This window comes from Streptomyces sp. BI87, assembly GCF_025957665.1.
Lineage (GTDB): Bacteria > Actinomycetota > Actinomycetes > Streptomycetales > Streptomycetaceae > Streptomyces > Streptomyces albidoflavus.
This window is the reverse complement of the sequence record NZ_CP110079.1, coordinates 6,221,274-6,242,700: the sequence shown is the minus strand read 5'-3', so window position 1 is coordinate 6,242,700 and position 21,427 is coordinate 6,221,274. Positions and strand designations below refer to the sequence as shown.

Here is a 21,427-nt window from a genome sequence, read left to right as displayed (position 1 = left end):
GGCCGCCCCGGCTCCGGCCGGTGCCCGGTCAGCGGGTGCGGCGGAACTCCTCGATGAGGCGGGCGTAGGTGTGGCCGCTGGTCTTCATGGTGCGGCGCTGGGTCGGGTAGTCGACGTGGACGAGGCCGAAGCGCTTGTCGTAGCCGTAGGCCCACTCGAAGTTGTCCAGCAGCGACCAGGCGTAGTAGCCGTCGACGGGGGCTCCGGCGCGGGCGGCGCGGGCGCAGGCGGCCAGGTGGTCCTGGAGGTAGGCGGTGCGCTCCGGGTCGTGGACGGAGCCGTCGGGGGCGACGGTGTCGGGGAAGGCCGAGCCGTTCTCGGTGACGTGGATGGAGTGCGCGCCGTACTCGCGGGTCAGGCGCAGCAGGAGTTCCTCCAGGCCGTTCGCCTCGATCTCCCAGTCCATGCCGGTGCGCGGGACGCCCTCGCGGCGGACGGTGCGGATGTGCGGGTGGGGGGCGTCGGGGTCGTCGGCGACGACGGCCGGGAAGTAGTAGTTGAGGCCGGTCCAGTCGAGGCGCTGGGCGATGGTGTCGAGGTCGCCGGGGCGTTCGGGCAGGTCGACGCCGTAGACCTCGCGCATGTCGGCGGGGAAGCCGCGGCCGTGGACCGGGTCGAGCCACCAGCGGTTGGTGTGGCCGTCCATGCGGCGGGCGGCGGCCTGGTCGGCCTCGCTGTCGCTGGCGGCGTAGACGGTGGAGAGGTTGTTGACGATGCCGATCTTCGCGTGCGGGGAGGCGGCGCGGACGGCCTGGGCGGCGAGGCCGTGGCCGAGGAGCAGGTGGTACGAGGCCTTGACGGCGGCGCCGATGTCGCGCAGGCCGGGGGCCATGGTGCCTTCGAGGTGGCCGATCCAGGCGGAGCAGAGCGGTTCGTTGAGGGTGGCCCAGCGGCTGACGCGGTCGCCGAGGCGTTCGGCGACGGTGGAGGCGTAGGCGGCGAAGTGCTCGGCGGTCTCGCGGGCCGGCCAGCCGCCCCGGTCCTGGAGGGCCTGGGGCAGGTCCCAGTGGTACAGGGTGACGTTCGGGGTGATCCCCGCTTCGAGGAGGGCGTCGACGAGCCGGTCGTAGAAGGCGAGGCCCGCCTCGTTGACGGGGCCGTCGCCCTGCGGGTGGACGCGGGGCCAGGCGATCGAGAGGCGGTAGGAGTCGACGCCCAGCCGCTTCATCAGGGCGAGGTCCTCGGGCCAGCGGTGGTAGTGGTCGCAGGCCACGTCCCCGGTGTCGCCGCCGGCGACCTTGCCGGGGGTGTGGGAGAAGGTGTCCCAGATGGAGGGGGCCCGGCCGTCCTCGGCGACGGCGCCCTCGATCTGGTAGGCGGCGGTGGCGACGCCCCAGGTGAAGTCGGCGGGCAGGCCGCTGAGGTCGGGGGCGGCCGGGACGGTGAGCGGCGCGGGGTCGGTGGTGGTCACGTGCGGGTCCTTTCGGGAGCCTGTGGGGGCAGGGCGCGGCGCCGTACCGGCGGCGGGGCGGGAGGCCGGGACGGGGTGCGGGGAGGCCGGGCGGTTACTTGACGGAGCCGGCGGTGAGTCCGGCGACCAGGTAGCGCTGGAGCAGCAGGAAGCCGGCGACGACGGGGACGCTCACCACGAGGGAGGCGGCCATGACCTGGTTCCAGTAGACGTCGTTCTGGGTGGCGTAGGACTGGAGGCCGATGGAGAGGGTCCGGGTCGTGTCGTTGGTCATGACGGAGGCGAAGAGGACTTCTCCCCAGGCGGTCATGAACGAGTAGACGCCGACGGCGACGATGCCGGGGGTGGCGGCGGGCACGACCACCCGGAAGAGGGCGCCGAGCGGGCCGCAGCCGTCCACGGTGGCCGCCTCGTCGAGTTCCCTCGGGACCGACTCGAAGTAGCCGATGAGCATCCAGATGGAGAACGGCAGCGAGAAGGTCAGGTAGGTGAGGATCAGGCCGCCGCGGGAGCCGAAGAGGGCGATGCCGGTGGCGTTGCCGATGTTGACGTAGATGAGGAAGAGCGGCAGCAGGAAGAGGATGCCGGGGAACATCTGCGTCGACAGGACGGTGACGGTGAAGACGCGCTTGCCGCGGAAGCGGTAGCGGCTGACGCCGTAGGCGGCGAAGACGGCGACGATCACCGAGAAGACGGCGGCGGCACCGGCGACGATCAGGGAGTTCACGAAGTACTTGGCGAGCGGGACGGTCTCCCAGATGTCGAAGTACGGGCGGACGGTCAGCCCGCTGGGAATCCAGCGGAACTCGCCCGAGACGTCCTGGAGCGGCTTCAGCGAGCTGGAGATCATCACGTAGACCGGGACCAGCACGAAGACCGTGAGCACGGCGAGGAAGACCCACCGGGTCCACACGAACGAGCGGGGCGAGGCCATCGGCGACCGGGCCGGCCGGGAGCGGGGTGTCGCGGGCGGCCGCCCGCTCGCCCCGCCGGTCGGCTCCGCCGTCTTGGTCAGGGTGGCGTCAGCCATCGGAGGACTTCCTTCCGCGGGAGGTCACCAGCAGGTACGCGGCGGTCACCACGAGCAGGAACAGCAGCAGCAGCGCCGACATCGCCGAGCCCGAGCCGAAGTTCCAGGTGACGAACGACGACTGGTAGATGTGGATGGAGATGAGGTCGGCCGATTCCGGGGCGGAGTCACCGAAGAGGACGAACGGCGTGTTGAAGTCGTTGAACGTCCACAGGAACAGCACCAGGATCAGCACCTGGTTGACCGGCGCGAGCGAGGGCAGCGTGATCCGGCGGATCTGCTGCCAGACGCCGGCCCCGTCGATGGCGGCGGCCTCGTACAGCTCCTTGGGGATGTTCTGGAGCCCGGCCATGACGATGAGGAAGGCGAACGGCCAGCCCTTCCACACCGAGACGGTCAGCAGGGCGACGAAGGCGTTGTCGCCGATGAGCCAGAACGGCCGGTCGCCGGTGAGCCCGAGCTGGTCGGTGAGGACGTGGTTCACCAGCCCGTAGTCGCGCTGGAACATGAACGCCCAGGTGATGACGGCGGCGTAGACCGGCAGCGCGTACGGGGTGAGGAAGAGGGCGCGCAGGATGCCGCGGCCGCGGAAGTTGTCCTGCATGAAGACGGCGGCGGCGGTGCCGATGCACCAGCACAGGCCGACCGAGAGGACGGTGAACAGGCAGGTGGTGAAGAAGGAGCGGAGCAGCGCCTCGCCGACGGGGGCGTTGAAGTCGACGGCGAGGGCGAAGTTGTCGAGCCCGGCCCAGGGGGCGTCGCCCCAGTTGGCGATGGAGAACTGCGTGATCTCCTTGAACGCCATCCAGATGCCGATGACCATCGGCACGAGGTGGACGAGGAGTTCGAGCAGGAGCGCGGGGAGCAGCAGCAGGTACGGCAGGCCGATCTTGCGCAGGCGGGCGGGGATGCGCGGGCGCCGCCGGGCCCCGGCCGGGCCGGGGGCGGCCGGGCGGCGGGCGGCGGTGGCAGTCACGGATTCGCTCATTGCTTCGGCATCTGCTGCTCGGCCTTGGCCAGGCGCGTCTTCACCGCTTCGTCGGTGATGGCGCGGCCGGCGGCGGCGTCGGCGAAGAGCTCCTTGACGGCGGTGCCCACGGCGGTCTCGAACTGGGACTCGTTGGGGACCTGCGGGAGCGGCGCCGCACTCTCCAGGAGGGTGTCGCGCAGCACGGCGGTGTCGGGGCGGTCGAACGCCTTGTCCTGCTGGGCTGCCTTGACCGGGGGTATGGAGCCGTAGGTCTTGTTGAGGTGGACCTGCTCGGTGTCGCTCGTCATGAACTCGACGAACTTGGTGGCGCCGTCGAGGTTCTTGGAGTTCTTGAAGACGGCGATGTTGATGCCGGCCACCATGGAGTTGACCTGCTTGCCGGTGCCGGGGGTGCCGGAGGCGACCGGGACGGGGGCGACGCCGAAGTCGTCGTCGGCCATGCCGTGGCTCTTGAAGGTGCTGGCCGCGGCCTGCCAGAGCACCATCGCGGTCTTGCCCTTGGCGAAGTCCTGGAGGGACTGGTTCTGGGCGTACTCGGCGTTGCCGGGCGCGGTGATCTTGTCCTTGGCCATGAAGTCCACGTACTGCTTGACGGCCGCGACGGCGCCGTCCGAGGTGAAGTCGGGCTTGCCCTCGGCGTCGAAGAAGTCGGCGCCGTGCTGCCGGCCCAGCACGAACACCTGGTGGATGTTGTTGGAGAGGTTGGAACCCTCCGCCCCCAGCGCCCACTTGCCGTCCTTGGACAGCTTCTTGCCTACGGTGACCATCTCGTCCCAGGTGGCCGGGGGGCTGTCGACGCCGGCCTCCTCGAACATCGCCTTGTTGTAGTACAGGGCGTAGGCGAGGGAGTAGAGCGGGACGGCGGCCGGGTCCTGGCCCTCGGCGCCGGTGGAGCCGACGGCGGAGTCGACGAAGCGGTCGCGGCCGCCGATCTTGTCGAAGTTCTTGTCGTCCCAGGGCAGCAGGGCGCCGGTGGCCTGGAGCGAGGAGGACCAGGTGTTGCCGATGTTGAGGACGTCGGGGCCCTGGCCGGAGGTGGTGGCGGCGAGGATGCGGTTGAGCAGGTCGGACCAGGGGACGACCTCCAGCTTCACCTTGATCCCGGTCTCCTGCTCGAACTTCTTCAGCCGGGGGGTGAGGATCTTCTTGTCCGCCTCGATGCTGGGGCCCTGGTTGGAGGCCCAGTAGACGAGCTCCTTGGGCTTGTCCCCGCCACCGTCGCCGGAGGTGCTGGTCCCTCCGCCGCAACCGGCGACCACCGTGGCGAGCGCGGTGACCGTGGCGGTCGTACAGGCGGCTCTGAATCTGCGCATGACGCAAACGCCCCTTCCAGGGAGAACACCAACATGTGGCGGACAGACCGTCGGCGTCCGGTCCCCGAACACCGTCACGGCTTAATTTAGGACGTGAGTTAAACCCCGAGAGAAGGTCGCGTCAAGAGGTCGCACACGGGTATGTTGCGGCCTGGGAAGGAGCCACATGGCCGAGAACCACAGACGGACCGTCCGCGACCTGCGGCGCGGCAATCGCGCCGCCGTATTGCAACGGTTGTATTTCCAGGGCCCGATGAGCCGCCAGGCGCTGGGGCCCGCGACCGGACTCAGCTCGGGGTCGATCAGCAACGTCGTCACCGAGCTGGCCGCGGAGGGACTGGTCGAGGAGGCCGGGCACGTCGAGTCGGACGGCGGCCGCCCCCGCACCCTGCTGCGGGTGGCTCCCAGAGCCGGGTACCTGATCGGCATCGACATCGGGGAGACCCGGGTCCGCGCCGAGATCTTCGACCTCGCCATGACCGAACTCGCCCGCTGCGAACTGCCGCTGACCGGCGGCGCCCGCGACATCGACACCGTCGTCGCGCACACCGCGCGCTCCATCGCCGCCGTGCTGGAGGAGTCGGGCATCGCCGCCGAGACGCTCACCGGCATCGGCGTCGGGGTGCCCGGCATCGTCGAGCGCACCCCGGAGGGGGCCGTCGTGCACGGCCAGACCGTCGGCTGGGACGCCGTCCCGCTGGAGCGGCTGCTGCGCGGCGCCACCGACCTGCCACCCGCCACCGCCTTCCACATCAGCAACGGCACCATGGCGCTGGGCCAGGCCGAGATGTGGTACGGCGGCGGGCGCGGCACCACCGACGCGGCCATCGTGCTCTTCGGCTCCGGCGTCGGCGCCTGCATCGTCACCGACGGGCAGATCCACGGCATCGACCACGGCACCCCGGCCGAGTTCGGCCATCTGACCGTGCAGGTGCGGGGCCGCGTCTGCCGCTGCGGCTCACGCGGCTGCCTGGAGGCGTACACCGGGGCGCAGGCCATCCTGAGCCGCTGGCACGAGGCGGGCGGGCCCGATCCCGACGAGGCCACCGAGGAGTACGGGATCAGCCGGCTGCTCGCGGCCGCGCGGCCGGAGGCGGCGGGCGCCGAGGCGGACCCGACGGCGCTGGCGATCCTGGACGACACCGCCGAGTACCTGGCGGCCGGCCTCGCCGACCTGGTCAACCTCTTCCAGCCGCAGCGCATCCTGATCGGCGGCTGGGCAGGGCTCCAGCTCGGGCCGCTGGTGCTGGACACCATCCGCGAGCGGACCCGCGGGTACGCCCTGCACCACCCGGGGCGCCACACCGAGATCACGCTCTCCACCCTCGGCCCCGACGCCATCACCCAGGGCGCCGCCACTCTCCCCCTCAACCACCTCCTGCACCACACCACCACCGCCCAGCCGCCGGTACCCGCCGAACGGCTGCCCCGATGAGTCGGCGGGGCCCGCGCGGTCTATCCCTGTGAGGGGGCCGCCGCGGCCCCGCCTCCCGCGCCGGTGGCCGGGAGGAGCCGAACGCAGGGGAGCACGCCATGCAGAAGATCACCACCAATCTCTGGTTCGACGGCCAGGCCGAGGAGGCGGCGGCCTTCTACACCTCGCTCTTCGAGGACGGCCGCGTCCTCGGCGTCGAGCGGTTCACCGAGGCGGGCCCCGGTGAGCCGGGCTCCGTCGTCACCGTCACCTTCCGGCTGGCGGGGCAGGAGTTCGTCGCCATCAACGGCGGACCGGAGTTCACCTTCACCGAGGCGATCTCGCTCTCGGTGGACTGCGAGACGCAGGAGGAGGTCGACCGCTACTGGGAGGCGCTGACCGCCGACGGCGGCGAGGAGGTCCAGTGCGGCTGGCTCAAGGACAAGTACGGGCTGTCCTGGCAGATCGTGCCCCGGGCCCTGGTCGAGCTGCTGGCCTCCTCGGACCGCGAGGCCGCCGCGCGGGCCACCCGGGCCATGCTGGAGATGAAGAAGCTCGACATCCAGGCGCTGCGGGACGCGGCCGCGGGCGTCTGAGCACCTCGCCGCCCGTGCCTCTCCGGGCCGGGCGGCGCCGCGCGGGTCAGGCGCGGCCGGCCGGGTCCGTCATGCCCTGCCGGCCCAGCAGTTCGCCGAGGCCCTGCCGGGTGGCGACCAGGACCACCCGGTCCTGGGCCCGCAGGACGTAGCCGGGGTGGATGTCCCAGACCAGGGTGGGCGGGCGCCGCTTGCCCGGGACCGCGCCGAGGTGGTCGCGGCGCTCGTCCGGCCGGGCGGCGTCGAGGGCGACGACGCGCCAGGAGCCGGGCCGGAACGCCTCCTCGACGGTGCGGTCCTGGAACTCGGGGTGGCCGGCGACGTCGAGCGCGGCGAAGACCAGGACCCGCCGCTCGACGGGGACCGCGCCGAGGATCTGGCGGCCCATCATGGCGACCGCGAAGGCGGGTGCCGAGAGCGTGGAGACGCTGCGGCTGCGGGTCCGGGCCTGCGGGTGGGCGGCGCGCAGGGTGCGGTAGACGGCGGTGGCGAAGGCGTCGTCGAAGAGGCGCATCACCACCCGCAGGTCCTGTTTGACGCCCCGGGCGTAGAGCACCGCCTCCAGGTTGGTCGAGTCGACGCTGGTGAGGGCGAGCAGCGCGCGGGCCCGGTGGACCTTGGCCGCCTCCAGGACGCCTTCCTCGGTGACGTCGCCGATGACCGTCGGCACCCGCAGCCGCCGGGCCAGGGCGATGCCCCGGGCCTCGGGGTCCTCCTCCACGCAGACCACCGGCACCTCCATCTCGTGCAGCCTGCTCAGCACCCGGCTGCCGACCTTGCCCAGGCCCAGCAGGACCACGTGGCCGCTGAGCCCGCGCGGCGGGCGGCGCAGGTGGGCGGCGGTGCGGAAGGTGCCGAGCGCCTCCAGGACGGCGGCGAGCAGGAAGGGCAGGAGCAGCATGCCGACGACGGAGGCGAGCAGCTGGAGGATCTTCCGGGTGAGGACCTCGCCGTCCTCCACGGCGGGCTCGTTGATCGCCAGCAGGTCCAGCAGCGTCATGTGCATGGCGTGCAGCGGGCGTTCGTCGGTGGTGACGATCGCGACCACCGCCAGGACGCAGACGGCGGCCACCAGCCCCGCCACCGACCAGCGCAGCTGCCGGGAGAAGAGCGAACCGAGCGGGGCGCCCCGGCCGCGCAGCCGGCGGCGCGGGAGCTGCGGCACGCTGGTGCCGACGCGCTCCAGGACGACGGTGGCCCGGCTGCTCTGGGAGTCGGCCACGTCGGTGTCGTCAGGGAGCAGGGTGGGAGTGTCGCCGTCGCTGTCGGAGCCCTCGGAGCCGGCCGGGTCGCTGACGGTGGCGGAGAGCAGGGCGAGGGTGACCGGGGGCGGGTCGCCGGGGCGGCGCGGCAGGGTGGGGTCGCGCTCGGCGGCGCGCAGCAGGATGCCGTCGGCCTCGACCACCTTGCTCGACCCGGCGACGGCGGCCGCGGCGAGGGCGGGCGCGGCGGTGTCGGCGTCGGACATGACGGTGACGCCGGCGTCGACATCCTCGAGCCCGGCGAGGTGGGCGGCCTGTTCGAGGAGTTCTTCGAGGTGCTGGCCGAGTTTGCGGTTGTAGAGGCGGATCACCAGCCGCAGCCGGGGGTTGAGGCGGCGGGCGCGCAGGGCGGCGTGGATGTTGGTCTCGTCGTCGTCGTAGACGAGGGCCAGCGCCTCGGCGGTGTGGACCCGGGCCACGGCGAACGCCTCGTCGTCGGGGGCCGGGGCGTCCACCACGCGGACCTGGCCCGAGCGCCGGGTCTCCTGCGGCGCGGGCGGCGGGGTGGGGCCGTTCCCCGTCCCCGGGCCGCCGTTGCGGTTCATCACGGAGGAGACGCGGCCCAGCAGCAGGGAGGCGCGGCCCGGCGGGCGGGCGGCGCCGGGCAGGCCGGGGCTGCGGCTCTCGGAGCCGGCCGGGGTCAGCAGGACCACACGGACCCGGTACACGTCGGCGAGTTCGGCGGCGAGCCGCTGGGCGAGCGCGTCGTCCCCGCAGACCACCATGTGCGGGGCGGCGGGCGGGGCTTGGCTCGGCAGCGAGGAGGACGGGGTCGAGGCGAAGGACACGGGGACAGGGTGCCCTATCGGGGGCGCGCGGGGGTGATCTCCGGGTGCCTGGGGTGCGTGAGGGGTGTGTACGGGACCGGGCGCGCCCGCCCGTGCCACGGGAAGCGCCCGCCCCCGGTCGGGAGCGGGCGCGTACCCGGTGGGCCGGGTGGCGACCTGACACAGGGTCAGTGGCCGCGGGCGATCCACTCGTCGAGGTGCGGGGCCTCCTCGCCGACGGTGGTGGTGTCGCCGTGGCCGGTGCGGACCACGGTCGCCTCCGGGAGGGTGAGGAGGCGGTCCCGGATCGAGGCGACGATGGTGGGGAAGTCGCTGAAGGAGCGTCCGGTGGCGCCGGGGCCGCCCTGGAAGAGCGTGTCGCCACTGAAGACGGTGTGCAGCTCGGGGGCGTACAGGCTGACGGCCCCGGGGCTGTGGCCGGGGGTGTGCAGCACCGTCAGGGTGGTCCCGGCGACGGTGATCTGCCGGCCGTCGGCGAGGTCGGCGTCGGGGCGGCGGGACGGGTGGGTCTGGTCCCACAGGACGAGGTCGTCCGGGTGGAGCAGGATCGGTGCGCCGTACCGGTCGGCGAGGGCGGGGGCGGCGTCGACGTGGTCGTCGTGGGCGTGGGTGGAGACGATCGCGACGAGTTTCCGCTCCCCGACGACGGCCGCGATGGCGTCGGCGTCGTGGGCGGCGTCGATCACGATCACCTCGGTGTCGTCGCCGACGATCCACACGTTGTTGTCGACGTCCCAGGTGCCGCCGTCCAGCGAGAAGGTGCCGCTGGTGACGAGGTGTTCGATGCGGGCGGCCATCAGAGGACCACCACCGAGCGCAGCACGTCGCCGCGGTGCATCCGGGCGAACGCCTCCTCGACGTCGTCCAGGCCGACGGTCTCGGTGACGAACGCGTCGAGGTCGAGCCGCCCCTGGAGGTAGAGGTCGATCAGCATCGGGAAGTCCCGGGAGGGCAGACAGTCCCCGTACCAGGAGGACTTGAGGGCGCCGCCCCGGCCGAAGACGTCGAGCAGGGGCAGTTCCAGCTGCATCTCCGGGGTGGGGACGCCGACCAGGACGACGGTGCCGGCCAGGTCGCGGGCGTAGAACGCCTGCCGGTAGGTCTCCGGGCGGCCGACGGCCTCGATGACCACGTCGGCGCCGAAACCGTCGGTGAGTTCGCGGATCGCCTCGACGGGGTCGGCCTCGCGGGAGTTGACGGTGTGGGTGGCGCCGACCGAGCGGGCCTTCTCCAGCTTCCGGTCGTCGATGTCGACGGCGATGATCCGGCGGGCCCCGGCGAGCCGGGCGCCCGCGACGGCCGCGTCGCCGACACCGCCGCAGCCGATGACGGCGACCGAGTCGCCACGGCCGACGTTGCCGGTGTTGATGGCGGCGCCGATGCCGGCCATCACGCCGCAGCCCAGCAACCCTGCGGCGGCCGGGGAGGCGGCCGGGTCGACCTTGGTGCACTGCCCGGCGGCGACCAGGGTCTTGTCGGCGAAGGCGCCGATGCCGAGCGCCGGGGTCAGCTCGGTGCCGTCGAGCAGCGTCATCTTCTGCTTGGCGTTGTGGGTGTCGAAGCAGTACTGCGGGCGGCCGCGCTTGCAGGCCCGGCACTGGCCGCAGACGGCACGCCAGTTGAGGATCACGTAGTCGCCGGGGGCGACCTCGGTGACGCCCTCGCCGACCGACTCCACCACGCCCGCCGCCTCGTGGCCGAGGAGGAAGGGGAAGTCGTCGTTGATGCCGCCCTCGCGGTAGTGCAGATCGGTGTGGCAGACGCCGCACGCCTGGATGTCGACGACGGCCTCGCCGGGTCCGGGGTCCGGCACCACGATCGTCGTCAGTTCCACGGGCTCGCCCTTGGCGCGGGCGATGACGCCCCGCACGTGCTGTGCCATCTCTGGTGACTCTCCTCTTCGTCGTGCGGCGCGGTGGCGCCGTCCGGTGGCGCGGCGCGGCGGGTTCCCGTCCGCCGTGCGCACCTCGCTGGCTCCAGGATCACAGATGGTGGGGCGGCAGCCGGCGCGCGGGGCCGCCGTGCAGGTGGGGACGGGTGCGCGCGGGCGCTGTGACCCTCCTCCGGTTCACTCGTTTGACGGAGTGCTCGTCAGCAGCAGTCTCCATGTCCCGCGAAAGGCTCTCCGACCCATGGCGCCCCTCCCCCACCGCCCCGACGCCGCACCCCCCGCCCGGATCGGGCTCGACCGGGCCGAGGCGGTGGTGGTCGAGCGGTACGCCCGCCTGGTGCGCCTGGCCCATCTGGTGCTGCCGCCCGCACTGGGCCGGCACCGGCGGGTCCTGCTGGCCCACGGCGTGGTGCAGCGCGCCCTGCCCGGCCTGACCACCGGGCGCGGCCAGGTCCCGGTCCCGGACGGCAGCACCGACCCGGTCGGCTACGCCTGGGTGCGCGGCCAGGTCCTGTCGGCCGCGCTCGCCTTCGAGCACCGCCCCCGGCTCTGGCCGCGCCGCCTGCCGCCGCCGCGCGCCCTGCGGCCGGGGCTGCCCGCCGTGTGGGGGCTGCGGTTCTTCCCCCGGGCGGGCGGTACCGAGGAACTGGCGCTCGACCGGGTACTGACGGAGGTCTCGGGGCCGGTCAGGGCCGCCTTCGCGCTGGACGCGCTGGAGGAGCTGGGTACGGAGGACGTGGCCGCGCTGCTGGCGGCGGCCGGGGTCGCCGATCCCGAGGCGGCGCTGAAAGCGGCGGCCGGGGTGCGGGCGCGGACGGGCGAGGCGGCCGGGGTGCTGCTGGCCTCCCAGGAGTTCGACCCGTGCCAGGTGCAGACCCGGCCGACCGATCTGCTGAGCCGCCGCCGCAAGGGCCGGCTGGTGGGCGCGGGCCTCGTCGCGGTGGCCGCCTCGTGCGCGCTGGCGGTCTCCGGACCGGCGCCGGTGCCCGGCCCGGAGGTGAGCGAGGCGGACGGCAGGGGCGGGGTGGCCCCGGTCGCCGAGGCGCGGGGCGGGACCCCGGCGCTCAACCCGGCGTTGCTGGGGCGTACCGACGCCGCGCAGTGGGCCGACACCGCGCGGGTGGACTTCACGGCCTGGCCCGCGCGCGGCGGCCGTACCGAGGACACCGAGCTGCTGGGCCGGGCGCTGCGCGCCTGGAGCTCGCCGGAGGCGGCCGGGGTGAAGCTGGCCCGGTCGCGGACCACGCCCGTGGTGCCCCCGGCGGGCCCGCCCCGGCTGCTGTACGCGGGCGACGTGGCGGGGGCGGCGGTGGTCCTGCTGCACGACGGCGCCCGCGCGGCCCGCTACGCCGAGCCGCTGAATGGTTCCTCCCCGCCCTCGCTGGAGGTGGCGAGGACCGACGAGGCCGATGTGACGACGGCGGCGGCGCTGGTGGTCAGCCGTACCGAGAGCGGCGTGCGGTTCCTGCTCGCCCCCTGGGTGAGTGAGGCCGGGACCCGGGACCTGCTGCGGCCCGGCGGCGATGCCCGGAAGCTGCGGGTCGACGAGGACGGGGTGACGGAGGCGGTGGCCGGGCCGCCGGTCGCGGGGGCGGCCTGTGAGCGGTGGCCGGTGGTACGGCTGCGCTCCTCGTCCCGGATCGTGGAGGACCACGCCTTCCTCGTGACCGACCTGGGCGAGCTGACGGCGGCCCACCTCTCGTACACTCCGCTGCCCGGTTCGGGGGCAAAGGCCCGCGCGCCCCGCGAGGCGACCGGCGAGGCGGCGCTGGCGGCGTGGGCCCGGGTCGGGTGCCGGCTGGCGGGGCTGGAGCGGAGCGGAGTGCGGTCGGTGAACACCTGGGACTTCGCCGAGCAGGCCCTGCCGGAGGAGGCCGGGCGGGCGGTGTGGGGGTGCACCCGGGTCAGTACCTGGCGGGGTCCGGGGCACGTCCTGGTCCATCTGCGTCCGGAGTCGGGGCCGGCTGCGGCGCCGGTGCGGCTGGTCGGTGAGAGCGGGCCGACCGCCGCGTGCAGCCGGTTCGGGCAGCACCTGGTGGCCAGCACCGCCTGGCGGGCGCCGTCGGGCCGGTGGTACGCGCTGGCGGCGGGAAGCCGCGAGGTGCGGGGGCTGACGGTCTCCGGGCACGAGCGGGAACGGGGCCGGACGGCGGCCGTCCGCACCGACGGTGAGCCCGATCCCCGCGTGACCGGCCACCTCCCCGGCGGAGACCAGCTGACGGAGCTGGAGTACCGCTGACCGGCGCCCGCCCGCCCCGGTCAACGCAGGTCGAAGACGAGGCGGGCGGTCACCTTGCCGCTCAGCACCTCGTCGACGGAGGTGTTGATGTCCTCCAGGCGGCGGGTCTCCCGGACGACGCGGGTGCGGCCGAGCTGGTGGAGCCGGAAGACCTCCACCAGGTCCTCGCGGGTGCCGACGATGGACCCGGTGACGGTGGTGCCGTTGAGCACGGTGTCGAAGACCGGGATCGACAGCTCGCCCTCGGGCGGCAGCGCCACCAGGACGAGGGTGCCGCCCCGGTTGAGTGAGCCGTAGGCGGCGCGGAACGAGTCGTTGCTGACGGCCAGCGAGATGGCCGCGTCCGCGCCGCCGAGCCGCCGCACCTCCTCGGCCACGTCCTGGGTGCGGGCGTCGATCACGTGGTCGGCGCCGAGGTCGCGGGCGAGCTGGAGCTTCTCGTCGGTGATGTCCACGGCGATGGTCTCGGCGCCGAAGATGGTGGCGTACTGGAGGGCGAGGTGGCCGAGCCCGCCGATGCCGGAGACCAGCGCCCGCTTGCCGGGACGGGCCCCCGAGAGCTTGACCGCCTTGTACGTGGTGACGCCGGCGCAGGTCAGCGGGGCGGCGTCGAGCGGGTCGATGCCGTCGGGGACGGGGACGACGTAGGTGCCGTGGGCCAGGGCGTACTCGGTGTGGCTGCCGTCGACGGAGTACCCGCTGTTCTGCTGCTCGAGGCAGAGCGTCTCCCAGCCGCTGACGCAGTACGCGCAGTGCCCGCACGCCTCGCCCAGCCAGGGGATGGCGACCCGCTGGCCGACCTGTACGTGGTCCACCTGGTCGCCCTTGGCCTCGACGACGCCGATGCCCTCGTGGCCGGGGACGAACGGCGGGCGGGGCTTGACGGGCCAGTCGCCGTGGGCGGCGTGGATGTCCGTGTGGCAGAGGCCGGAGGTCTCCATCCGGACCAGCACCTGGTGGCCGGCGGGCTCCGGCACCTCGCGCTCCTCGACCACGAGCGGCTCGGTGAAGCTGCGGACCACGGCTGCCTTCATGAGGTGCTCCCTGCGCTGCGGACGGGCGGCGGCTCACGCCGGGCAACAGGTTAATTCGCCCCGCCTTGCCGCGCTTGTCCGCATACGACGACCGCCGCCCTCCCCGTACCCCGGGAGGGCGGCGGTCGCGCTCACCGTCGCGGCGGCGTCAGCGGATCGGCATGCCCGCCAGGGTGCGGGCGATGACCAGACGCTGGATCTCGCTCGTCCCCTCGAAAATGGTGTAGATAGCCGCATCTCGGTGCATTCGCTCCACCGGGTACTCGCGGGTGTAGCCGTTGCCGCCGAGGATCTGGATGGCCTGGGCGGTGACCTTCTTCGCCGTCTCGCTGGCGAAGAGCTTCGACATGGAGCCCTCGGCGGCGGTGAACTGCTTGCCGTTGACCGCCATCCAGGAGGCACGCCAGACCAGCAGCCGGGCCGCGTCGACGGAGGTCCGCATGTCGGCGAGCTGGAAGGCGACGCCCTGGTTGTCGATGATCGGGCGGCCGAACTGGGTCCGCGTCTTGGCGTACTCCAGGGCCTCCTCGTAGGCGGCGCGGGCGGTACCGACGGCCATCGCGCCGACGGCCGGGCGGGACGCCTCGAAGGTGGCCATGGCGGCGTTCTTCACGCGCTCGCCGCCGCTCTTCGCGCGCTCCCGGGCGCGGGCGAGGCGCTCGTCGAGCTTCTCCTTGCCGCCGAGCAGGCAGGAGCCGGGAACGCGGACGTCCTCCAGGACGACCTCGGCGGTGTGCGAGGCGCGGATGCCGTGCTTCTGGAACTTCTGCCCCTGGGAGAGGCCGGGGGTGTTCGGCGGCACGATGAAGGAGGCGTGGCCCTTGGAGCCCAGCTCCGAGTCGACCACGGCGACGACGACATGGACGTTGGCGATGCCGCCGTTGGTCGCCCAGGTCTTGGTGCCGTTGAGCACCCACTCGTCCTTCGCCTCGTCGTAGACGGCGCGGGTCCGCATCGAGGCGACGTCGGAGCCGGCGTCGGGCTCGGAGGAGCAGAAGGCGGCGACCTTGACGTCGTTCACGTCGCCGTACATCTGGGGTATCCAGGTGCCGATCTGCTCCTCCGTGCCGTTGGCGAGGACGCCGACGGCGGCGAGGCCGGTGCCGACGATCGACAGGGCGATGCCCGCGTCACCCCAGAACAGCTCCTCCATCGCCATCGGGATGCCGAGGCCGGTGGGGTCGAAGTACTGCTGCGCGTAGAAGTCGAGGGAGTAGATTCCGACCTTGGCGGCTTCCTGGATGATGGGCCAGGGGGTCTCCTCCCGCTCGTCCCACTCGGCCGCGGCCGGGCGGATCACGTCGGCGGCGAAGCCGTGCAGCCAGTCCCGCACCTCTTTCTGCTCGTCGTTGAGCTCCATGGTGAACTCGGCCATGACCCCTCCAGCTGCTTGTTACTTGCGGTAACCTGAGTCTGTTACCGGTCGGTAGCGTCTGTCAACCTCCGCCACCGGGACGCCCGGGCCCGGCCGCCCGGTCACGGTCGGCGACGTTAAGGGTGTTACGTTGCCGAGGCGTCACGAATGAGCAGCCGGCGGGGAGAATCCATGGAGACCACACAGCGGACCGCCGAGCAGCGGGCCGCCCAGCGGCGCCGCGAGCTGCTGGACGCCGCGGACCGGGTGGTCCTGCGGGACGGCCCCGGCGCCTCGATGAACGCCATCGCCGCCGAGGCCGGCATCACCAAGCCGATCCTCTACCGGCACTTCGGCGACAAGGGCGGCCTCTACAGCGCCCTGGCCAAGCGCCACACCGACGCCCTGCTCGCCTCGCTGCGGGCGGCGCTGGACGCCCCGGCCGACCGCCGGGAGCGGGTGGAGGCCACCCTCGACACCTACCTGGCGGCCATCGAGGCCCGGCCGCAGGTCTACCGGTTCCTGATGCACCCCGCCGACGGCGAGCCGGTGGCGGCGGGCGACCCCGCCTTCGACGCCGGCCGCCACTCGGCACCGCTGCTGCGGCTGATGGGCGAGGAGCTGGCCGAGGTCATCGCCGAGCGCGTGGACCTCGGGCCGCGCGGGGGCGAACTGGCCCGCGCCTGGGGCCACGGCATCGTCGGCATGATGCACGCCGCCGGGGACTGGTGGCTCGCCGAGCGCCCGTGCGACCGCGCCGCCCTCGTCAGCGCCCTGGCCGACCTGCTCTGGGGCAGGCTGGCGGCGGCCGGGGACAAGGCCGGCGGCCCGGGGTTCTGACACCACCGGCCGACCTCTGCCTCGTCAGGGCAGCGCTCTACGCCTCCCGCTCCCCCGCCCACGGCGCCCGCGCGGCCGCCCGCAGCACCCGGCGGCGGCGCAGGCCGGTGAGCCGGTCGACGTAGAGGGTGCCGTCCAGGTGGTCGCACTCGTGCTGGAGGCAGCGGGCGAAGAAGCCGGTGCCGTGCACGGTGCGCGGTTCGCCCCGCAAGTCCACCCCCTCGACCACCGCGTGGTCGTACCGCTCGGTGCCCGCCTCCAGCCCCGGCAGCGACAGGCACCCCTCCGGCCCGCGGACCACCACGCCGTCGGCCTCCACCAGACGGGGGTTCACGAGGTGGCCGAGGTGGCGGCGGTCCTCGTCGTCCGGGCAGTCGTGGACGAAGACGCGCAGCGGTACGCCGATCTGGTTGGCGGCGAGGCCGACCCCCCGGGCGGCGTACATGGTGGCGAAGAGATCTTCGACGAGGCGTTCCAGTGCGGGGCCGAAGTCGGTGACCTCCTCGCAGGGGGCGGCGAGGACCGGGTCGCCGAGCAGGGCCAGGGGCCGGACACGTCCGGTGCTGCCCGGAATGGAACGCTGTCGCATGGCGATCAGCGTACGCAGGACGGCGTGGCGGGTGAGCGGGCAGGTGCCGCGGTTCGGGGCCGGGCGCGTCAGTCGATAGGCTGATCCCGACCGCACGCCCCCCGGCCGGTGTGCGGTGCCCAGGGGCGACAGCCGTGGCACCGACGGTGCGACGGCGAGCCGCCAGGTGTGGAGGCGCGGGCGCGGACGCAAGGAGGAGCTAGGACGATGGCAGGCAACACGGAGCCGCTGTCGCCGCGGGCCAAGCTGGCCGTGACGGCGGGAAAGGCGGCGGCGGCGGTGTCCCGCGCCGCGGGCCGCGGCAGCGGGTCGGTGATCGGCGGCAAGGTGGCCCTCAGGCTCGACCCCGATCTTCTGGCGCGGCTCGCGCAGCACCTGGACGTGGTCCTGGTCTCGGCGACCAACGGCAAGACGACGACGACCCGGCTGATCGCCGAGGCGCTGCGGGCGGCCGGACCGGTCGTCTCCAACGCGCTCGGCGCCAACATGCCCGCGGGCATCACCTCGGCGCTGGCGGGCGGCTCCGACGCCAAGTTCGGCGTGATCGAGGTCGACGAGAAGTACCTGGCGGGGGTGGCCCGGGACGTCACGCCGAAGTGCATCGCGCTGCTCAACCTCTCCCGCGACCAGCTCGACCGCGCCGCCGAGACCCGCATGCTGGCGGAGAAGTGGCGTGAGGGGCTGTCCGGCTCGAAGGCCGTCATCGTCGCCAACGCCGACGACCCGCTGGTGGTCTGGGCCGCCTCCTCCTCGCAGCAGGTGGTCTGGGTCGCGGCCGGACAGGCGTGGAAGGACGACGCCTGGTCGTGCCCGTCCTGCGGCGGCGTCATGCAGCGTCCCGGCGACGACTGGTTCTGCGGCCAGTGCGGCTTCCGCCGCCCGACGCCGACCTGGGCGCTCACCGGCGACCACGTGCTCGACCCGCACGGCTCGGCCTGGCCGATCCACCTCCAGCTGCCGGGCCGTGCCAACAAGGCCAACGCCACCTCCTCCGCGGCCGTCGCCGCCGTCTTCGGCGTACCGCCGCAGGTGGCGCTGGAGCGGATGTACCAGGTGCAGGCGGTGGCCGGGCGGTACGACGTGGTGTCGTTCCTCGGCCGCGACCTCAGGCTGCTGCTGGCGAAGAACCCGGCCGGCTGGCTGGAGACCTTCTCGCTGATCGACCCGCCGCCCACGCCGGTCGTCCTCTCCGTCAACGCGCGCGGCGCCGACGGCACCGACACCTCGTGGCTGTGGGACGTGGACTACACGCAGCTGGCCGGACACCCGATCTTCGTGATCGGCGACCGCAAGCTGGACATGGCGGTGCGCCTGGAGGTCGCGGGACTGGACTTCCGGGTGTGCGAGACCCTGGACGAGGCGGTCCAGTCGGCCCCGCCCGGCCGGATCGAGGTCATCGCGAACTACACCGCGTTCCAGGACGTGCGCCGCCGCGTCGGCAACTGATCCGCCCCAGCCCGTAAGGACACCACAGCATGAGCGACAACAGCCTGCGTCTGGTCTGGGTCTACCCGGACCTTCTCAGCACCTACGGCGACCAGGGGAACGCCCTGGTCGTCGAGCGCCGGGCCCGGCAGCGGGGGCTGGACGTGACGCGGATCGACGTCCGCAGCGACCAGCCGGTGCCGACCTCCGGCGACATCTACCTCATCGGCGGGGGCGAGGACCGGCCGCAGCGGCTCGCGGCCGAGCGGCTGCACCGCGACGGCGGCCTCTCCCGCGCGGTGGGCAACGGCGCCATCGTCTTCTCGGTCTGCGCCGGCTACCAGATCCTCGGCCACGAGTTCGTCAACGACCAGGGCCAGCGCCAGGCCGGCCTCGGCCTGCTGGACGTCGTCTCGACCCGGGGCGAGGGCGAGCGGTGCGTCGGCGACGTCCTCGCCGACATCGACCCGCGCCTGGGCCTGCCCCAGCTGACCGGCTTCGAGAACCACCAGGGCGTCACCCACCTCGGTCCCTCGGCCAGCGCCTTCGCCAAGGTCAGGATGGGCCGGGGCAACGGCACCGGCGACGGTACCGAGGGCGCCTTCAACGGCACCGTCTTCGGCACGTACATGCACGGCCCGGTCCTCGCCCGGAACCCGCTCATCGGCGACCTGCTGCTGAAGCTGGCCCTGGACGTCAACGCGCTGCCCCCGGCCGACGACCGCTGGTACGAGGCGCTGCGCGCCGAGCGGATCGCGGCCGCGACCCAGCAGCCGGCCTGACCGCGACCGGCCCTCCCGCGCCTCCCGACGGCGCCGTCCCCGACCCGGGGGCGGCGCCGTCGGCGTACCCGCGCAGGTCAACCGGCGTGCGTCCGGCGGGAGTTCCCCGCACGCCGCTGAGCTGCGCCAACTCCGCTCAAACGACGGCCTCTTCGCACACTTGACAGAGGTCCAGCAGGCGGACTCCGGATTCGGAAACGGGCCCCCGGCGCCGGTAGGGTGGCGGCCATCCAGCCGGACGACGTGGTCCGGTCTCCGCCCACGTTGCAAAGGTTCTGCGGGCCATGCGTATTGGTGTCCTCACCTCCGGCGGCGACTGCCCCGGTCTGAACGCCGTCATCCGTTCGGTCGTGCACCGCGCCGTGGTCGACCACGGCGACGAGGTCATCGGATTCCACGACGGCTGGAAGGGCCTGCTGGAATGCGACTACCGCAAGCTGGACCTGGACGCCGTCTCCGGCATCCTGGCCCGCGGCGGAACGATCCTCGGCTCCTCCCGGGTGCAGCCGGCCCACCTGCGCGGCGGCGTCGAGCGCGCCCGTGGCCACGTCGCGGAACTGGGCCTCGACGCGATCATCCCGATCGGGGGCGAGGGCACCCTCAAGGCGGCCCGGCTGCTCTCCGACGCGGGGCTGCCGATCGTCGGGGTGCCGAAGACCATCGACAACGACATCGCTGTCACCGACGTGACCTTCGGTTTCGACACCGCCGTCGGCGTCGCCACCGAGGCGCTGGACCGGCTGAAGACGACCGCCGAGTCCCACCAGCGGGTGCTGATCGTCGAGGTCATGGGCCGGCACACCGGCTGGATCGCGCTCCACTCGGGCATGGCGGCCGGCGCGCACGCCATCGTCGTCCCCGAGCGGCCCTTCGACATCGAGGAGCTGACCCGGGTGGTCGGCGAGCGGTTCTCGATGGGCAAGAAGTTCGCCATAGTGGTCGTCGCCGAGGGCGCGAAGCCCGTCGAGGGCACCATGAAGTTCGACGTGGGCGGCAAGGACATCTACGGCCACGAGCGGTTCGCCGGGGTGGCCCAGCAGCTCTCCATCGAGCTGGAGCAGCGGCTCGGCAAGGAGGCCCGCGCGGTGATCCTCGGCCATGTGCAGCGCGGCGGCACCCCCACCGCGTACGACAGGGTGCTGGCCACCCGGTTCGGCTGGCACGCGGTGGAGGCCGTGCACCGCGGGGAGTTCGGGAAGATGACGGCGCTGCACGGCACGGAGATCGTCATGGTGCCGCTCGCCGAGGCGGTCGAGACGCTGAAGACGGTCCCCGAGGCGCGGTACGCCGAGGCGCAGACGGTCCTCTGACCCCACCCGCCTGCCGCCACGCGGCGCAAGGACGCCCCCGGCCGCCGACGTGGCCGGGGGCGCCTCTAGTCTGGTGCGGACATCCCGTACGAAATCTTCCGTACGGTGCCGGATCTTCCCCGTGGGAGCGCGACACATGGATCACAGCGGGCACGGCATGATGACGGATCTGCCGCCGTTCACGCTGAGCCGGGGCCTGGAGCCGTCGTTCAACGGCTTCTTCCTCTTCGCCTGCCTGCTGGGGCTGGCGCTCTACGGCTGGGGCGTGGCGCGGCTGGTGGCACGCGGCGACCGCTGGCCGGTGGGGCGGACCGTCTCGTTCGTCATCGGGGTGCTCACCGTGCTGCTGGTGATGTGCACCAAGCTCAACGACTACGGCATGGTCATGTTCAGCGTGCACATGGTGCAGCACATGGTGATCAGCATGCTGACGCCGATCCTGCTCCTGCTGGGCGCGCCGATCACGCTGGCGCTGCGGGCGCTTCCGGTGGCGGCGCGCGGCCGGACCGGGCCGCGGGAACTGCTGCTGAAGCTCCTGCACAGCTGGTACATGCGGATCATCACGCACCCGGCGTTCACCATCCCGATGTTCATCGCGAGCCTGTACGCCCTGTACTTCACGCCGCTCTTCGACTACCTGATGGGCTCGACGGTCGGCCACATCGTGATGATGGTGCACTTCCTCGCCGTCGGCCTGGTCTTCTTCTGGCCGATCATGGGCGTCGACCCGGGCCCGCACCGGCCGGGTTACGTGATGCGGATGCTGGAGCTCTTCGCGGGCATGCCCTTCCACGCCTTCTTCGGCATCGCCCTGATGATGGCCTCGGGCCCGATGATCGGGACCTACATGGACCCGCCGGCCTCGCTGGGCATCGACCCGCTGAGCGACCAGAGCGCGGCCGGCGGCATCGCCTGGGCGTTCAGCGAGATCCCGTCGGTGGTGGTGCTGCTGGCGCTGCTGTTCCAGTGGCGGCGCTCGGAGGAGCGGCAGGCGCGGCGCAAGGACCGGGCCGCGGACCGGGACGGCGACCAGGAGCTGGAGGCGTACAACGCCTATCTCGCCTCGCTCCACGCCCGCAACGGCTGACGCCGGGGCGCCCGGGCCGGTCGCAGACCTGGCGGTGCGGGCCCCGGCGGGCGACCATGGAGGCCGAGGCG

18 protein-coding genes are annotated in these 21,427 nt (G+C 73.1%); 8 read left to right on the top strand and 10 right to left on the bottom strand.

All coding sequences use genetic code 11. The features are described from left to right. Positions 1–28: 28 nt before the first annotated feature. The 4 genes from OIM89_RS27950 to OIM89_RS27935 form a co-directional block, all read right to left on the bottom strand. Positions 29–1,411, bottom strand: coding sequence for a GH1 family beta-glucosidase (locus tag OIM89_RS27950; protein ID WP_030695316.1), 1,383 nt, complete (start codon positions 1,409–1,411; stop codon positions 29–31). Between the two features lie 94 nt (positions 1,412–1,505). Next, entirely contained in the window at positions 1,506–2,345 is an 840-nt protein-coding gene (locus OIM89_RS27945; protein WP_195731533.1) for a carbohydrate ABC transporter permease, read from the bottom strand. An 88-nt stretch (positions 2,346–2,433) separates the two neighbouring features. Beyond that, positions 2,434–3,429: a carbohydrate ABC transporter permease gene (locus tag OIM89_RS27940; protein ID WP_107069990.1), complete on the bottom strand. Its 996-nt coding sequence runs from the start codon at positions 3,427–3,429 to the stop codon at positions 2,434–2,436. Then, positions 3,426–4,745: an ABC transporter substrate-binding protein gene (locus OIM89_RS27935; RefSeq protein ID WP_030695313.1), complete on the bottom strand. Its 1,320-nt coding sequence runs from the start codon at positions 4,743–4,745 to the stop codon at positions 3,426–3,428. Before OIM89_RS27935 ends, OIM89_RS27940 begins: the two co-directional genes overlap by 4 nt. A gap of 166 nt (positions 4,746–4,911) precedes the next feature. Between OIM89_RS27935 and OIM89_RS27930 the strand changes: the two genes are divergently transcribed. Together OIM89_RS27930 and OIM89_RS27925 are read left to right on the top strand one after the other, a co-directional pair. Beyond that, positions 4,912–6,180, top strand: a complete 1,269-nt coding sequence (locus OIM89_RS27930; protein ID WP_047467681.1) for an ROK family transcriptional regulator — start codon at positions 4,912–4,914, stop codon at positions 6,178–6,180. A 98-nt stretch (positions 6,181–6,278) separates the two neighbouring features. Further along, a complete protein-coding gene (locus tag OIM89_RS27925) occupies positions 6,279–6,755 on the top strand; it encodes a VOC family protein (protein ID WP_030695311.1) in 477 nt (158 codons plus the stop codon). 46 nt (positions 6,756–6,801) lie between these two features. Here OIM89_RS27925 and OIM89_RS27920 read toward each other — a convergent pair whose 3' ends face one another. The 3 genes from OIM89_RS27920 to OIM89_RS27910 all read right to left on the bottom strand — a co-directional run bounded on the left by OIM89_RS27920 (position 6,802) and on the right by OIM89_RS27910 (position 10,687). Continuing rightward, entirely contained in the window at positions 6,802–8,805 is a 2,004-nt protein-coding gene (locus OIM89_RS27920) for an NAD-binding protein (RefSeq protein WP_175457328.1), read from the bottom strand. A 167-nt stretch (positions 8,806–8,972) separates the two neighbouring features. Next, positions 8,973–9,602, bottom strand: a complete 630-nt coding sequence (locus OIM89_RS27915; RefSeq protein WP_047467686.1) for an MBL fold metallo-hydrolase — start codon at positions 9,600–9,602, stop codon at positions 8,973–8,975. Then, the gene (locus OIM89_RS27910) at positions 9,602–10,687 is read right to left on the bottom strand and encodes an S-(hydroxymethyl)mycothiol dehydrogenase (RefSeq protein ID WP_030695308.1); all 1,086 of its coding nucleotides are present in this window, start codon (positions 10,685–10,687) and stop codon (positions 9,602–9,604) included. The genes OIM89_RS27915 and OIM89_RS27910 overlap by 1 nt, the downstream gene beginning before the upstream one ends. Before the next feature lie 250 nt (positions 10,688–10,937). Between OIM89_RS27910 and OIM89_RS27905 the strand changes: the two genes are divergently transcribed. Further along, positions 10,938–12,935 carry a hypothetical protein gene (locus OIM89_RS27905; protein WP_217467665.1) on the top strand — a complete coding sequence of 666 codons (1,998 nt, stop codon included), beginning with the start codon at positions 10,938–10,940 and terminating at the stop codon, positions 12,933–12,935. 20 nt (positions 12,936–12,955) lie between these two features. Here OIM89_RS27905 and OIM89_RS27900 read toward each other — a convergent pair whose 3' ends face one another. Continuing rightward, positions 12,956–13,969 carry a zinc-dependent alcohol dehydrogenase gene (locus OIM89_RS27900; protein ID WP_217467664.1) on the bottom strand — a complete coding sequence of 338 codons (1,014 nt, stop codon included), beginning with the start codon at positions 13,967–13,969 and terminating at the stop codon, positions 12,956–12,958. A gap of 148 nt (positions 13,970–14,117) precedes the next feature. Further along, positions 14,118–15,344, bottom strand: a complete 1,227-nt coding sequence (locus tag OIM89_RS27895) for an acyl-CoA dehydrogenase family protein (protein WP_030695305.1) — start codon at positions 15,342–15,344, stop codon at positions 14,118–14,120. A 171-nt stretch (positions 15,345–15,515) separates the two neighbouring features. Between OIM89_RS27895 and OIM89_RS27890 the strand changes: the two genes are divergently transcribed. After that, positions 15,516–16,163, top strand: a complete 648-nt coding sequence (locus OIM89_RS27890) for a TetR family transcriptional regulator (RefSeq protein WP_030695304.1) — start codon at positions 15,516–15,518, stop codon at positions 16,161–16,163. A gap of 37 nt (positions 16,164–16,200) precedes the next feature. Here the strand turns inward: OIM89_RS27890 and def are convergent, their stop codons facing one another. Beyond that, positions 16,201–16,752 carry a peptide deformylase gene (gene def, locus OIM89_RS27885; protein WP_175457330.1) on the bottom strand — a complete coding sequence of 184 codons (552 nt, stop codon included), beginning with the start codon at positions 16,750–16,752 and terminating at the stop codon, positions 16,201–16,203. 207 nt (positions 16,753–16,959) lie between these two features. Here def and OIM89_RS27880 point away from each other — a divergent pair, with 207 nt between their 5' ends. The 4 genes from OIM89_RS27880 to OIM89_RS27865 all read left to right on the top strand — a co-directional run bounded on the left by OIM89_RS27880 (position 16,960) and on the right by OIM89_RS27865 (position 21,356). Beyond that, positions 16,960–18,198 (top strand): MurT ligase domain-containing protein, encoded by a 1,239-nt coding sequence (locus tag OIM89_RS27880; protein ID WP_030695302.1) that lies wholly within the window; start codon positions 16,960–16,962, stop codon positions 18,196–18,198. Between the two features lie 29 nt (positions 18,199–18,227). Then, the gene (locus OIM89_RS27875; protein WP_003946793.1) at positions 18,228–18,959 is read left to right on the top strand and encodes a type 1 glutamine amidotransferase; all 732 of its coding nucleotides are present in this window, start codon (positions 18,228–18,230) and stop codon (positions 18,957–18,959) included. A gap of 284 nt (positions 18,960–19,243) precedes the next feature. After that, on the top strand, positions 19,244–20,269 hold the full coding sequence (locus OIM89_RS27870; protein WP_030695301.1) for a 6-phosphofructokinase: 1,026 nt from the start codon (positions 19,244–19,246) through the stop codon (positions 20,267–20,269). Positions 20,270–20,405: 136 nt separating this feature from the next. Next, positions 20,406–21,356, top strand: coding sequence for a cytochrome c oxidase assembly protein (locus OIM89_RS27865; protein ID WP_047467693.1), 951 nt, complete (start codon positions 20,406–20,408; stop codon positions 21,354–21,356). The last annotated feature ends 71 nt before the right edge of the window (positions 21,357–21,427 follow it).